Here is a 13,834-nt window from a genome sequence, read left to right as displayed (position 1 = left end):
CTTACCCTCTTTTCCAACGTGTGCCTTGTGACGTATCTTCAAGAATGATATTTCGACTCTTTAATTCATCACGAATCTCATCTGCTCGCTGGAAGTTGCGGTCCTTACGTGCTTGAATGCGTTCCTCAAGAAGTTGCTCAATTTCCTCGTCTAAAAGCTCTTCGTCTTTGCCTGCTAGTTCTACTCCTAATACACCAGTGATTGTTTCAAACTCTTTGATAAACGCTTCTAAAACAGCTACTGATGTATTTTCTTCTGCAAGGTAAAGATTTGCCTGTTTTGATAGCTCAAAGAGAACAGAAATAGCGTTTGCTGTATTAAAATCATCATCCATTTCTGTTACAAAAGATTGGTGAAGTTCTGCGATTTTATCTTCCCACTTTTCATCTTGAGTCGCTAAGTTTGTTGAATGTTCTAATCGATGTTGCACATTTTCATATGCTGTTTGAATTCTTTCAAGTCCTCTTTTTGTATCCTCTAGAAGTTCTTGATTATAATTAATTGGATGGCGATATTGAACAGTTAACATAAAGAAACGAAGTAAAGAAGGCTCAATTTCTTTTAAGATATCGTGCACAAGAACAAAGTTACCAAGAGATTTAGACATCTTCTCGTTATCAATATTAATATACCCATTATGAAGCCAGTACTTTGCAAATTCTTTTCCTGTTGCTGCTTCAGATTGAGCGATTTCGTTCTCATGATGAGGGAATGATAAATCTTGCCCTCCTGCATGAATATCAATTGTGTCTCCTAAGTATTTACGCGCCATTGCTGAGCACTCAATGTGCCAACCCGGACGCCCTTTCCCCCATGGACTGTCCCAGCTAATTTCTCCGTCTTTTGCTTCTTTCCAAAGCGTGAAATCTAGTGGATCATCTTTCTTCTCGCCAACTCCAATACGTGCTCCAGAGCGCAGTTCATCAATTGATTGATGAGATAGTTTGCCATATCCATCAAACTTACGTGTTTTATAGTAAACATCTCCACCTGCTTCATAAGCAAACCCTTTATCAATTAGCATTTCAATAAATTCAATAATTGTATCCATATTCTCTGTTACACGTGGATGAACATCCGCTTTTTTGCATCCTAATGCTTCCGTATCCTCAAAGTAAGCTTTAATAAAACGCTCAGCAATAGTGGGAACTTCTTCTCCAAGCTCATTTGCTGCTTTGATTAATTTATCATCAACATCTGTAAAGTTAGAAACGTATTGAACGTCATACCCTCTATATTCTAAGTAACGGCGAACTGTATCAAATACAATGGCAGGTCTTGCATTTCCAATATGAATATAGTTATACACGGTTGGTCCGCACACGTACATTTTTACTTTGTTTTCTTCAAGTGGAGTAAAAATCTCTTTTTGGCGTGTTAACGTATTATATAACTTGATTGTCATGTTTTTTCTTCCCTTCTTCTTTTAGCTCTTTAACTTCCTGTTGAAGTCTTTTAATTTCTTCTTCTAACTCTTTAAAACGATCTGCTACTGGGTTTGGTAAATCAGAGTGATTTAAATCTTTATTAACTTTTATGCCATCTTGAATAACCGCTCTTCCTGGAATACCTACAACAGTAGAGTTACTTGGAACATCTTTTAGAACAACAGAACCCGCTCCTACCTTTGAATTTTCTTCAATAACGATAGAACCAAGCACTTTTGCTCCTGTTGCAATTAATACATTATCTTTAATTGTTGGGTGACGCTTGCCTTTTTCTTTCCCTGTTCCTCCGAGAGTAACGCCTTGGTAAACTGTCACATTATCCCCTATTTCACACGTTTCTCCAATAACAACTCCCATACCATGGTCAATAAAGAAACGATGACCAATCCGCGCGCCAGGATGAATTTCAACTCCTGTGAAGAAACGGCTAATTTGAGCAATTATGCGAGCTAAAAAGAACCATCTGCGTCGATGAAAAGCATGGGCAACGCGATGTGCCCATATAGCATGTAAACCTGAATACGTTAAAATCACTTCAATATAACTTCTTGCTGCAGGATCTTGCTCAAAAACAACGTCAATATCTTCTTTCAGTAGCTTTAACACATTTCTCCCCCTCTATGTTTTTCTCTACTAAAAAAAGCGTCTCTGTGTCATATGACACAGAGACGCTTCGTTCGCGCGGTTCCACTCTGCTTAGGCTAATAAAGCCTCTGCTCTACTCTAATAACGGAAGAGAATCCGCCTTTGCCTACTCCATAAAATGTTTGGGCAAAGGACTCAAAGGTGCATTTCAAAAACATTAAAACCATAAGTCACTTTCAGCCTTTGGTGACTCTCTCTAATATGGGAATGTTTTTTACTTCTCCTTCTCAACGTTTTAATAATGATATGGTTCACTATATTACAGAATGAATGAGATGTTAACTATTTTGCGCAAAAATTAGTAATTTATTTTACTGCTCCTTCTAAACGAGCAAGTACTGTTTCTTTTCCTAAAAGTGCAATTGCCTGTGGAAGTTCTGGTCCATGAGTTTGACCAGTTGTTGCAACACGGATTGGCATGAATAGCTTTTTGCCTTTATGTCCTGTTGCTTTTTGAACAGCTTTAATCGAACTTTTAATACTTGCTGGTTCAAAGTCTTCAAGGCTGTTAATTTCCTGGGCAAAGGCCTGCATTACTTCTGGTACTTGTTCTTCATTTAGCACTTCTTGTGCTTCTTCATCATACTCAATAGATGTTCTAAAGAACAAATCTGTAAGCTCAATAATTTCCGCTCCAAAGCTTAGTTGGTCTTTGTAAAGAGCAATTACATCATATACCCATTGCTTTTCTTGATCACTCATCTCTTCTTTTACTTTACCTGCTTTAACAAGGTGTGGTAAAGCAAGATCAACAACTTCATCTGTTGAAAGTTCTTTAATGTATTGATTGTTCATCCATTTTAGCTTTTTCATATCGAAAAGAGCCGGTGATTTCGATAAACGACTTGGGTCAAAGATTTCAATGAACTGTTCTTTTGTGAATAGCTCTTCTTCTCCTTCCGGTGACCAACCAAGTAGAGTAATAAAGTTAAATAATGCTTCAGGAAGATAACCAAGGTCTTTGTATTGTTCAATAAATTGAATAATAGACTCATCACGCTTACTCAGTTTACGACGGCTTTCATTAACAATAAGCGTCATATGACCAAATTTTGGTGCTTCCCATCCAAATGCATCATAAATCATAAGTTGCTTTGGTGTATTTGAAATATGATCATCACCACGAAGAACATGAGACATTTTCATAAGATGATCATCAATAGCAACCGCATAGTTATATGTTGGAATACCATCTTTTTTCACGATAACAAAGTCACCAATACCATCTGATTCAAATGCAACTTCGCCTTTTACCATGTCATCAAATTTGAATACGCGCCCTTCTGGCACTTTGAAACGAATGCTTGGTTTACGTCCTTCTGCCTCTAGCGCTGCACGATCTTCTGATGTAAGATGACGACATTTATTAGAATAACGAGGTGGCTTGCCTTCCGCAATTTGAGCTTCGCGTTCTGCTTCTAGCTCTTCTTCCGTACAGTAGCAATAGTAAGCTTGCTCGTTCTCCATAAGCTGTTTTGTATATTTTGCATAAATGTCATTGCGCTCTGACTGACGGTATGGACCGTATTCGCCACCAACGTCAATGCTTTCGTCCCACTCAATACCTAACCATTTCAAATATTGAAGTTGGCTTTCTTCTCCACCTTCAATGTTACGTTTTTGGTCAGTATCTTCAATACGGATAATAAATTTACCGTTGTGTCCTCTTGCAAATAAATAGTTAAAAAGCGCTGTTCTGGCGTTTCCGATATGTAAATGACCTGTTGGACTAGGTGCATAACGTACGCGAACTTCGTTTGACATGAAACTCAACCTCCAGTAATTTACGTATAAATGCAATATAAAAATTTTTGCTATATGCTTTTAGAAATGATATAGTAATATGCCTATTTTATCACCAAATGCTTATCTTTCAAACTCTGTAAAATTATTTCCCTTGTAAAAGAACTGCTGCCTGTGAAGCAATACCTTCCTCACGTCCTGTAAACCCTAATTTTTCTGTTGTTGTAGCTTTTACATTGATTTGATCTTTTGTTGCTTTTAATAGTTCAGCAATGCGTGCTCTAATCTCTTCAATATATGGAGCCATTTTTGGTTTCTGAGCAATAATTGTACAATCTAAGTTTCCTAATGTATAACCCTTTTCTTCTGCAATTCCCCAAACATGCTGAAGTAATTTAGCTGAATCAGCATCCTTAAATGCTTCATCCGTATCAGGAAAATGCTTACCGATATCTCCTTCTCCAACTGCCCCTAAAATTGCATCTGAGATTGCATGAAGCAATACATCTGCATCTGAATGCCCAATAAGGCCTTTATCGTGTGGAATATTTACTCCACCTATAATCAGAGGACGATCTTCTGCAAATTTATGAACGTCAAATCCTTGTCCAATTCTTATATTCATGTTAGCTTTCTCTCCTTTATCTTCTGTGCTTGTAAAATAGCTTCTGCATAAATTAAATCTTCAGGAGTTGTTAACTTGATATTGTTATAACTTCCTTCAACAATTGTTACATCTTCTCCTACGGCTTCTACGAGACTAGCATCATCAGTACCTAAGTAGTTCTTTTCTTGAGCTTTTTCATGTGCATATTGAATTAATGACAAAACAAAAGCTTGTGGTGTTTGAATAGCCCACAAGCTTGAGCGCTCTACTGTATCAATGACTTTGCCATTTCTCACTCGCTTCATAGTATCTTTAACAGGGACTGCTAAGACAGCTGCTTTACTCTCACTTGCCTCTTCTACAAGACGATGGACATGCTCTTGCTCAATGAAAGGACGAGCTCCGTCATGAACAAGAACAATTCCATCTTCGTCTGTTAAGATTTTTAGTCCGTTGTAAACACTATGCTGTCGTTCACTTCCACCCTTAACAATTTCTGATACTTTGCGAATATTGTTCACTTCAATAAGTTCTTTGAAAAGATCTACTTCTTTTTCGTTAACGACGATGATGACTTTTCTACACCATGGGTCTTGTTCAAAAACTTGCAGTGTATGCACAATTACCGGATGGTCTTGTAGGTTAATAAATTGTTTATTTACCCCTTTTTTCATCCTTTTTCCTTGTCCCGCCGCGGGAATAACTACGTCGTACTTCATCTTTTTTCTCCTCTTCCCTTTGATCCCTTCATAAAGCCTTCTCTAATAGCTTGGGTTTCGCAAAAATCATGCGACCTGCAGAAGTTTGAAGAACACTTGTTACAAGAACATCAATACTCTTTCCGATATAGTTGCGCCCTTCTTCTACAACAATCATTGTACCATCATCTAAATATGCAATACCTTGATTCTGTTCTTTTCCGTCCTTAATCACTAGAACATGCATTTCTTCACCAGGAAGAACAACAGGCTTAACGGCATTTGCTAAATCATTAATATTAAGCACGCTAACTCCTTGAAGTTCACATACTTTATTTAAGTTAAAATCATTTGTCACAACAACCCCAGAAGTTAGCTTTGCTAATTTTACAAGCTTGCTATCTACTTCTTGAATATCTTCAAAATCGCCCTCATAGATTTCAACCTTAATCGCAAGCTCCTTTTGAATGCGATTTAAAATATCTAACCCACGACGTCCTCTGTTTCTCTTTAATACATCTGATGAATCAGCAATATGCTGGAGCTCTTCTAAAACAAACTGTGGAATAACAACAATTCCCTCTAGAAAACCTGTTTGACAAATGTCAGCAATACGCCCATCTATAATAACACTTGTATCTAAAATCTTGAACGTTTTTTCTTGTGTAGTTGTTTCCTCTTCCACTTGCTTTTTCTTTCCCATGCGAGATGGAATTGAAAACAAATTAACAAGCTCATCTCGTTTCTTAAAGCCAACTTGGAAACCTAGGTAGCCAAGAAGAACAGTGAGGAAAATAGGTAATACAGTACCGACCATTTGCAATTGAATCTTGCCTAAAGGAATGCCCGCTAAATATGCGAGAATGAGTCCAAAAATAAGTCCTAAACTACCAAATAAAACATCTGTTGCAGGAGCTTTGACTACAGATTCCTCAACCCTTTTAATAAAATTAACAACATAATCGACAGCCCAAAAAGTTACAGCATAAAAAATGATAGCTCCCAATACAGCAAGAACGTATGAGTTTTGTAAAAACGTAACTCCTTCAAGTCCTAACAAGCTTGTTATGTTATCTGCAAAAACAAATCCAAGCGTTCCACCTGTGACAAGAAAGAAGATTTGAATTATACGTTTTAGCATACATTCACCTCCCTTTATCATTATAAACAGTTTAGCTCATTCAAAACCTGCTAGTTAACAAATTCAATTATTTGTAAATAAATTGTCATGTTTCACACAGTTTTCGACAAATACTTTCTTCTTTTATAAATGACGATTATATAGATGCTGTTGTTTCAGAGTTTTTAAACCTTCTTTAATTTTTTTTGCTCTAATTTCTCCAATACCTTCCACTTCATCCAGTCTATCTACAGATGCATCACTAATTCGCTTTAAACCACCAAATTCTTGAATTAAATTTTCAATAATAACACTTGGGAGTCTAGGGATTTTATGGAGCATTCGATAGCCTCTTGGTGCAACTTGATCATCAAGGCTCGTATATAAAGGGTATCCCATTAAACGAAGTAATGTTTGGTCATCAAGGAGCATCGTATTAGATAAATCCTGGAGTTTATTGACAATCTTATAAGAATCTTTTTCAGGATCATACATATAGTCTTGAACAAGCAGAACTACTTCTTCTTGGAAATGAGAAAGGAGTTCATTCATTTGAAGCCTCACAAGTCTCCCTTCAATCCCTAATTCACTTACATAATTTAAAATTTCATGCTTAATCCGTAATACCATCTCAATACGATGAAGGACTTGGATAACGTCTGCATGTGTTACTTGTTCTTCAAATTCTAGAGAACTTAAGCTATCAACAGATTCATCTAGCACTGTTTTATATTTCTCTAGTGTCTCCAACGCTTGGTTTGCTTTTGCTAAAATAACGCTAATCTCTCTTAATGCATATTGAAGTTGTCCTTTATAAAGAGTAATAACATTCCTACGCTCAGAAATAGCAATAACAAGGTTTCCCGTCTGTTTTGCGGTTCTTTCTGCTGTACGATGGCGCATTCCTGTTTCAGAGGAAGAGATAGAAGGATCTGGGATAAGCTGCGTGTTGGCATATAAAATCTTATTTCCCGACTCACTTAAGATAATAGCTCCGTCCATTTTAGCAAGTTCATAAAGGTGGGCTGGAGAGAAAGAACAGTTGATTGAAAATCCACCATCAACAATTTTTTTTACTTCCTCAGTGTTGCCTAACACAATAAGTCCTCCTGTTTTAGCACGCAGAACGTTTTCAATACCTTCTCTAATCGGTGTTCCAGGAGCAACAAACTGTAGAATTTCAGTCATTTGTTTCTCATTTATTCTTTCCCCGTCCATCTTATGATCTAACCTCCCAACGTGTATTTTAATGCTTCTGATACGGTTTCAACTCCGATAATTTCTATTCCAGCAGGTGCTTCCCATCCTCCAATATTCTTGGCTGGAATAATGGCACGTTGGAACCCGAGTTTTGCTGCTTCCTGAATACGTTGTTCAATTCGTGATACGCGGCGAATTTCACCTGTTAATCCTACTTCACCAATGACAACATCAACAGGATTAGAAACTTGATCTCTAAAGCTTGAAGCAATACTCACAGCAACAGCTAAATCAATAGCAGGTTCATCTAATTTCACACCACCTGCTACTTTTAAATAAGCATCCTGATTTTGGAGCAGTAAACCAACTCGCTTCTCTAATACAGCCATAATAAGCGAAACTCTATTATGATCTACTCCTGTTGCCATTCTCCGTGGATTACCAAAGCTTGTTGGGCTAATAAGGGCTTGAAGTTCTACTAATACAGGGCGCGTTCCTTCCATCGAAGCTACAACAACAGATCCCGCTGCTCCTTTTGAACGTTCTTCAAGGAAGATTTCAGATGGATTTAACACTTCTTGAAGACCAGCTTCTTTCATCTCAAATATCCCCATCTCATTTGTAGAACCAAAACGGTTTTTAACCGCACGTAAGATACGATACGTATGATGACGTTCCCCTTCAAAATAAAGAACGGTATCTACCATATGCTCAAGTAAGCGAGGGCCTGCAATGGAACCTTCTTTAGTAACATGACCAACGATAAAAATTGGTATACTATTTGTTTTAGCAACCCGCATTAGTTCACCTGTACATTCACGAACTTGCGAAACGCTTCCAGGAGCAGATGTAATATCTGCATGATAAACCGTCTGAATGGAATCGACTACAACAAAGTCAGGCTTCATTTCATTGATAGCGTCTAAAATCATCTCCAAATTTGTTTCTGCATGAACAAAGAGATGATCTGCTGTAACTCCTAATCGGTCTGCTCTTAGCTTTGTCTGCTTTGTTGATTCCTCTCCTGAAATGTAGAGAACTTTATGTTTTTGATCTGCAAGCTGCGCTGAACATTGCAATAAGAGCGTAGATTTCCCAATTCCAGGATCTCCTCCAATTAAAACAAGGGACCCTTTTACAATTCCTCCACCAAGAACACGGTTTAGCTCAGAGGACTTAGTAAAAATACGCGGTTCCTCAACTGTTTTAATTGTTGTAATAGCTTCTGGTTTTCTTTTTACTGAAGAAGAAACAGCTCCAGAGAACGCTCCTCGTCTTCCTGTTTGAACATGTTCCACTTCTTCCACCATTGTGTTCCATTTCCCACAACCAGGACATTTCCCCATCCATTTGGCAGATTCATATCCACAATCTTGACACATAAATTTTGTCTTTTTCTTTGCCATACTGTGTTCCTTTCTGTCTTAGAAGTAATAATAGCAACTAAGGCATACGTTAACTATCTCCGTATGCCTTAGTGTAAATGTTTCTATTATGAACTTGGCTGTGCTGCTTTAACGGTAAATTCACCGTCTTTTACATCAAGCACAACTTTCTGCCCTTTTTGTACATTCCCTTTTAGAAGTTCCTCAGATAAGCGATCTTCTACATGACGTTGAATAGCGCGGCGTAGCGGTCTCGCTCCGTATTCTGGATCAAATCCTTCTTCAGCAATTTTGTTTGCCGCTTCTTCTGTTAGTTCAAGCTCAATATCTTGCTCTTTTAGACGCTTGATAAGTTGGTCTGCCATTAGCGTCACAATATAACGTAAATGATCTTTTTCTAATGAGTGGAAAACAATCATCTCATCAATACGATTTAGGAATTCTGGACGGAAAGCACGTTTTAATTCATCCATTACTTTGCCTTTCATGTCCTTGTAATTCTCATTTTCATCTTGCACATTGAATCCAACATACTTATTTCGTTTTAGTGCTTCTGCACCCACATTTGAAGTCATAATGAGAACTGTATTTCTAAAGTCCACTGTACGGCCTTTAGAATCTGTAAGACGTCCATCTTCTAGTACTTGAAGTAAAATATTAAATACATCTGGATGTGCTTTTTCCACTTCATCAAGAAGAACAACTGAATAAGGCTTGCGTCTTACTTTCTCTGTAAGCTGTCCGCCTTCTTCATATCCTACATACCCTGGAGGTGATCCAACTAGGCGAGATGTTGAATGTTTCTCCATGTATTCTGACATGTCAATTCGAATCATTGCATCTTCCTCACCAAACATTGCTTCTGCTAATGCACGAGCAAGCTCTGTTTTACCAACACCTGTTGGGCCTAAGAAGATGAAAGAACCAATTGGACGTTTTGGATCTTTTAATCCAGCACGAGCACGACGAACTGCTTTTGAAACAGCTTTAACTGCTTCATCTTGCCCAATTACTCGAGAATGTAAGATTTCTTCTAGTTTAAGCAAACGCTCTGTTTCTTCCTGTGCTAGTTTAACAACCGGAATTCCAGTCCAGCTAGATACAACCATTGCAATATCCTCAACTGTAACTTCAGAGTTTTCTTGTCCTTGCTTCTCTTTCCACTCTTTTTTCGTTTGTTCAAGCTCTTCGCGAAGACGCTGTTCTGTATCACGTAGAGATGCCGCTGTTTCAAATTCTTGGCTTTGCACAGACGCATCTTTTTCTTTGCGAACTGTTTCAAGTTTAACTTCAAGCTCTTTTAAATTTGGTGGTGTTGTAAATGAACGTAAACGTACTTTCGAACCTGCTTCATCAATCAAATCAATTGCTTTATCTGGTAGGAAACGGTCTGAGATATAACGATCTGAAAGATTAACAGCAGCTTCAATAGCTTCATCAGTAATCGATACACGATGATGCGCTTCATAACGATCACGAAGCCCTTGTAGAATTTGAACAGACTCATCTGCTGTTGGCTCATCAACTTGAATTGGTTGAAAACGACGCTCAAGTGCTGCATCTTTCTCAATATATTTGCGATATTCGTCTAGCGTTGTCGCTCCGATACATTGAAGCTCTCCACGTGCTAGAGAAGGTTTTAAAATATTAGAAGCATCAATGGCACCTTCCGCTCCACCTGCTCCAATTAGTGTATGAAGCTCATCAATGAATAAAATGATGTTTCCAGCTTGACGAATTTCATCCATAACTTTCTTCAAGCGATCCTCAAACTCTCCACGATATTTTGTTCCAGCTACAACTGTTCCCATATCTAACGTCATTACACGCTTATCTCTTAAAATCTCAGGAACTTCGTTGTTTACAATTTGTTGTGCTAATCCTTCTGCAATTGCTGTTTTACCAACACCAGGTTCTCCAATTAACACAGGATTATTTTTCGTACGACGACTTAGTACTTCAATGACACGCTGAATTTCTTTGCTACGGCCAATAACAGGATCAAGACTTCCTTCACGAGCAATAGCTGTTAAATCACGTGCTAATCCATCTAACGTTGGTGTGTTAGCATTTGGCGTTCCACTTCCTTGGTGATTTGCATTTGCTTCATTACTACCAAGAAGCTGAAGTACTTGCTGACGAGCTTTATTTAAGCTCACTCCTAGATTATTTAAAACGCGAGCGGCAACACCTTCACCTTCGCGGATAAGACCTAATAAAATGTGCTCTGTTCCTACATAAGAATGACCAAGTTTACGAGCTTCATCCATGGAGAGCTCAATGACTTTTTTAGCTCGAGGTGTATAATGAACAGTTTGAGCTACTTCTTGGCCACGACCAATTAGGGATTCTACTTCTTTTTGAACTTTATCAGTACCTAAGTTAAGTGCAAGTAGGGCTTTTGCCGCAATCCCTTCACCTTCACGAACGATTCCTAGTAGGATATGTTCTGTACCAATATTGTTATGTCCAAGACGAAGTGCTTCCTCTTGGGCTAATGCTAATACTTTCTGAGCGCGCTCTGTAAATCTTCCAAACATCATCCTTCATCACTCTCCATCCGATTTCGATTGTCTTTTTCTAACTGCAAGCGTTCCCTTATTAAAGATGCTCTTCTAATGTCCCGTTGATTTGGACGAAGAGGTCCACCTGCATATTGCTGTAGGAAACCTGGCTGCGTTACAACCATAAGCTCGTTTAGGATGCTTCTCGTAATGCCTTCAATATAGCCAAGATCAATACCGAGTCTAACATCCGATAAACATTGAGCGGCTTCTTTAGATTCTATTATACGCGCATTGGTTAATACTCCATATGAGCGGTATAAACGATCTTCAAGCTCAATACTTGATGTATGTACAAGGGCTTCCCTTGCTGATCGTTCATGAGCAATAAGCTGTTTTACAACACTTTGTAGATCACTTACAATGTCTTCTTCACTTTTCCCTAAAGTGATCTGATTAGAAACTTGAAATATATTTCCTAAAGCTTGACTTCCTTCCCCATAAATCCCTCGTACAACGAGTCCTAGCTGATTGATAGCTGGTACAATCTTATTAATCTGTTGAGTTAGAACTAAAGCTGGTAAATGTAGCATAACAGATGCACGAAGTCCTGTGCCAACATTAGTTGGGCAACTTGTTAAATAGCCCATTGTCTCATCAAAAGCATAGCCTGCTCTTTCCTCTATCCAATCATCTAACTCCATCGCCAAACGAAGAGCATTATCAAGCTGGAACCCCGGGAATAAACATTGTATTCGTAGATGATCTTCTTCATTCAACATAATACTTACTGATTCATTCTGTGATAGAATACAAGCCCCTTCTTCAGACTGCTCAGCAAGATAAGGACTAATAAGATGTTTTTCTACTAATACTTTCTTTTCAAGGGGCTCTAATTCCTTCATTTCTAACAATTCAAAATCCCATCTCGTAGGACGATTCATAATTTTTTCTTTTACGAAGGTTACAACACTGTCTCCTTCTTCTTGAGCAATTAACGGAAAAACATAGTCTTCAAAGTTACGTGCTAACCGAATTCTTGTGCTTAATACAATGTCAGAATCCGGTCCATCACTGTTCATCCATGGACTGATGGCCTGATTTAAAAAATGATGTAATGACATTGATTAAGACTCTCCTCTCTTTTGATCTAGCTGACGATTCAGTTCCCTAATTTCATCACGTAATTTTGCAGCCTCTTCAAACTCCTCTGCTTCTACGTATTGTTTTAACTTCGCTTTTAAATTTTCCAATTCCTTTTTTAATTGAATATTTTCGCCTGCTCTTTGTGGGATCTTTCCACGATGAAGAGAATTCCCCCCTTGCAAACGTTTTAGAAAAGGGGTTAATTTCTGTTGAAATGCTTGGTAGCAATGAGCACAACCAAAACGTCCAACCTTAGCAAACTGTTTATATGTCATTTTACAATGAGGACAGTGTAATGGAGCTTGTTGAAATGATTTTTCAGCTTCTTTAAAAGCAGAATCAAAGTTTAACAACCCTGCAAGCAAATCATTCATGGAAAAGTTTTCATGATCTGAGAGCATAAACAAGTCTCCTCGCTCTTTTGCACACTTTTCGCAAAGGTGTATCTTCTGCTGTTGTCCATTTGACACTTCAGTAAAATGAATAGCAGCTTCTCTCATATGACATTGTTGACAAATCAATCCTTACTCACCTCACACTTCTTGTCACTTTGTAAAAATACATTAACCTATCTCTAATCTTATTAACATACTTTCTTATCGATGCTGTAAAGCTAGCAGCATAGCTTTTAACATTCTAGCACGAAGCTGATCACGATGATGAGGATCAACATTAAGAACAGAATTATCAATAACACTTAACATGACTTTTGCTTCTCTCTTTGTAATGAACTCCTCTTCAACTAGGCGAATAATCAAACTTTCCGCAGTTGATTGAGGTACTCGTTCATTTACCATTGCAAGTACTTGGTTAAAAAGATCTAAGTAGTCATTAGATTGTACCTTGATAATTCTAATAAAGCCTCCACCACCACGTTTACTTTCCACTACATACCCGCGTTCAACGGTAAAGCGTGTGTTGATTACGTAGTTAATTTGGGAAGGGACACATTGAAACTTATGAGCAATTTCACTACGTTTAATTTCTACAATATCTTGGTCACTCACATCTAAAACTTCTTTTAGATACTGTTCAATAATGTCAGAAATATTTCGCACCCTTTCCCCTCCTGACTTTGACTATATTTGACTTTTATAATAATAGTAATGCTTTTTATGTAAAATTGCAATAAAATCGAACGCAAGGTACTACTTCTATAGTTTCCACTTTTCATTACTTCAAAACGTTCTTTATAACAATATTGTATAGAATATAAAAAAGGCTGATCTATAATAGATCAGCCTTTTTGTATGGTGCCTGGCAACGTCCTACTCTCACAGGGACAAAGTCCCAACTACCATCGGCGTTCAAGAGCTTAACTTCTGTGTTCGGCATGGG

The 13,834-nt window shown here is 37.9% G+C and carries 12 protein-coding genes, 1 rRNA gene and 1 other annotated feature; all 13 genes read right to left on the bottom strand.

Annotation, left to right across the window (positions count from 1 at the left end; translation table 11 throughout):
• Position 1: 1 nt before the first annotated feature.
• Positions 2-1,405, bottom strand: a complete 1,404-nt coding sequence (gene cysS / locus B9N79_RS22085; protein ID WP_040056361.1) for a cysteine--tRNA ligase — start codon at positions 1,403-1,405, stop codon at positions 2-4.
• On the bottom strand, positions 1,386-2,054 hold the full coding sequence (gene cysE / locus B9N79_RS22080) for a serine O-acetyltransferase (protein WP_019394091.1): 669 nt from the start codon (positions 2,052-2,054) through the stop codon (positions 1,386-1,388). Before cysE ends, cysS begins: the two co-directional genes overlap by 20 nt.
• Positions 2,055-2,109: 55 nt before the next feature.
• Positions 2,110-2,333: a binding site (T-box leader), on the bottom strand.
• 66 nt (positions 2,334-2,399) lie between these two features.
• Positions 2,400-3,857 carry a glutamate--tRNA ligase gene (gene gltX / locus B9N79_RS22075; RefSeq protein ID WP_019394092.1) on the bottom strand — a complete coding sequence of 486 codons (1,458 nt, stop codon included), beginning with the start codon at positions 3,855-3,857 and terminating at the stop codon, positions 2,400-2,402.
• A 124-nt stretch (positions 3,858-3,981) separates the two neighbouring features.
• Positions 3,982-4,461: a 2-C-methyl-D-erythritol 2,4-cyclodiphosphate synthase gene (gene ispF / locus B9N79_RS22070; protein WP_040056362.1), complete on the bottom strand. Its 480-nt coding sequence runs from the start codon at positions 4,459-4,461 to the stop codon at positions 3,982-3,984.
• Positions 4,458-5,162 carry a 2-C-methyl-D-erythritol 4-phosphate cytidylyltransferase gene (gene ispD, locus B9N79_RS22065; RefSeq protein ID WP_040056363.1) on the bottom strand — a complete coding sequence of 235 codons (705 nt, stop codon included), beginning with the start codon at positions 5,160-5,162 and terminating at the stop codon, positions 4,458-4,460. The genes ispF and ispD overlap by 4 nt, the downstream gene beginning before the upstream one ends.
• Before the next feature lie 28 nt (positions 5,163-5,190).
• Positions 5,191-6,282, bottom strand: coding sequence for a PIN/TRAM domain-containing protein (locus B9N79_RS22060; protein ID WP_019394095.1), 1,092 nt, complete (start codon positions 6,280-6,282; stop codon positions 5,191-5,193).
• Positions 6,283-6,405: 123 nt separating this feature from the next.
• A complete protein-coding gene (gene disA / locus B9N79_RS22055; RefSeq protein WP_019394096.1) occupies positions 6,406-7,479 on the bottom strand; it encodes a DNA integrity scanning diadenylate cyclase DisA in 1,074 nt (357 codons plus the stop codon).
• Positions 7,480-7,487: 8 nt separating this feature from the next.
• On the bottom strand, positions 7,488-8,867 hold the full coding sequence (gene radA / locus B9N79_RS22050) for a DNA repair protein RadA (RefSeq protein WP_040056365.1): 1,380 nt from the start codon (positions 8,865-8,867) through the stop codon (positions 7,488-7,490).
• Between the two features lie 86 nt (positions 8,868-8,953).
• Entirely contained in the window at positions 8,954-11,389 is a 2,436-nt protein-coding gene (gene clpC, locus B9N79_RS22045) for an ATP-dependent protease ATP-binding subunit ClpC (protein ID WP_019394098.1), read from the bottom strand.
• The gene (gene mcsB / locus B9N79_RS22040) at positions 11,386-12,474 is read right to left on the bottom strand and encodes a protein-arginine kinase McsB (protein WP_019394099.1); all 1,089 of its coding nucleotides are present in this window, start codon (positions 12,472-12,474) and stop codon (positions 11,386-11,388) included. Before mcsB ends, clpC begins: the two co-directional genes overlap by 4 nt.
• A gap of 3 nt (positions 12,475-12,477) precedes the next feature.
• The gene (gene mcsA / locus B9N79_RS22035; RefSeq protein ID WP_040056366.1) at positions 12,478-13,017 is read right to left on the bottom strand and encodes a protein-arginine kinase activator protein McsA; all 540 of its coding nucleotides are present in this window, start codon (positions 13,015-13,017) and stop codon (positions 12,478-12,480) included.
• A gap of 75 nt (positions 13,018-13,092) precedes the next feature.
• Complete coding sequence (locus tag B9N79_RS22030) at positions 13,093-13,554, bottom strand: CtsR family transcriptional regulator (RefSeq protein ID WP_019394101.1); 462 nt, start codon at positions 13,552-13,554, stop codon at positions 13,093-13,095.
• A gap of 197 nt (positions 13,555-13,751) precedes the next feature.
• A 5S ribosomal RNA gene (gene rrf, locus B9N79_RS26975) occupies positions 13,752-13,834 on the bottom strand; the annotation flags it as partial.

Source organism: Priestia filamentosa, assembly GCF_900177535.1.
GTDB lineage: Bacteria > Bacillota > Bacilli > Bacillales > Bacillaceae_H > Bacillus_I > Bacillus_I filamentosa.
The sequence above is the reverse complement of the archived record's forward strand: the minus strand, read 5'-3'. Positions and strand labels throughout refer to the sequence as shown.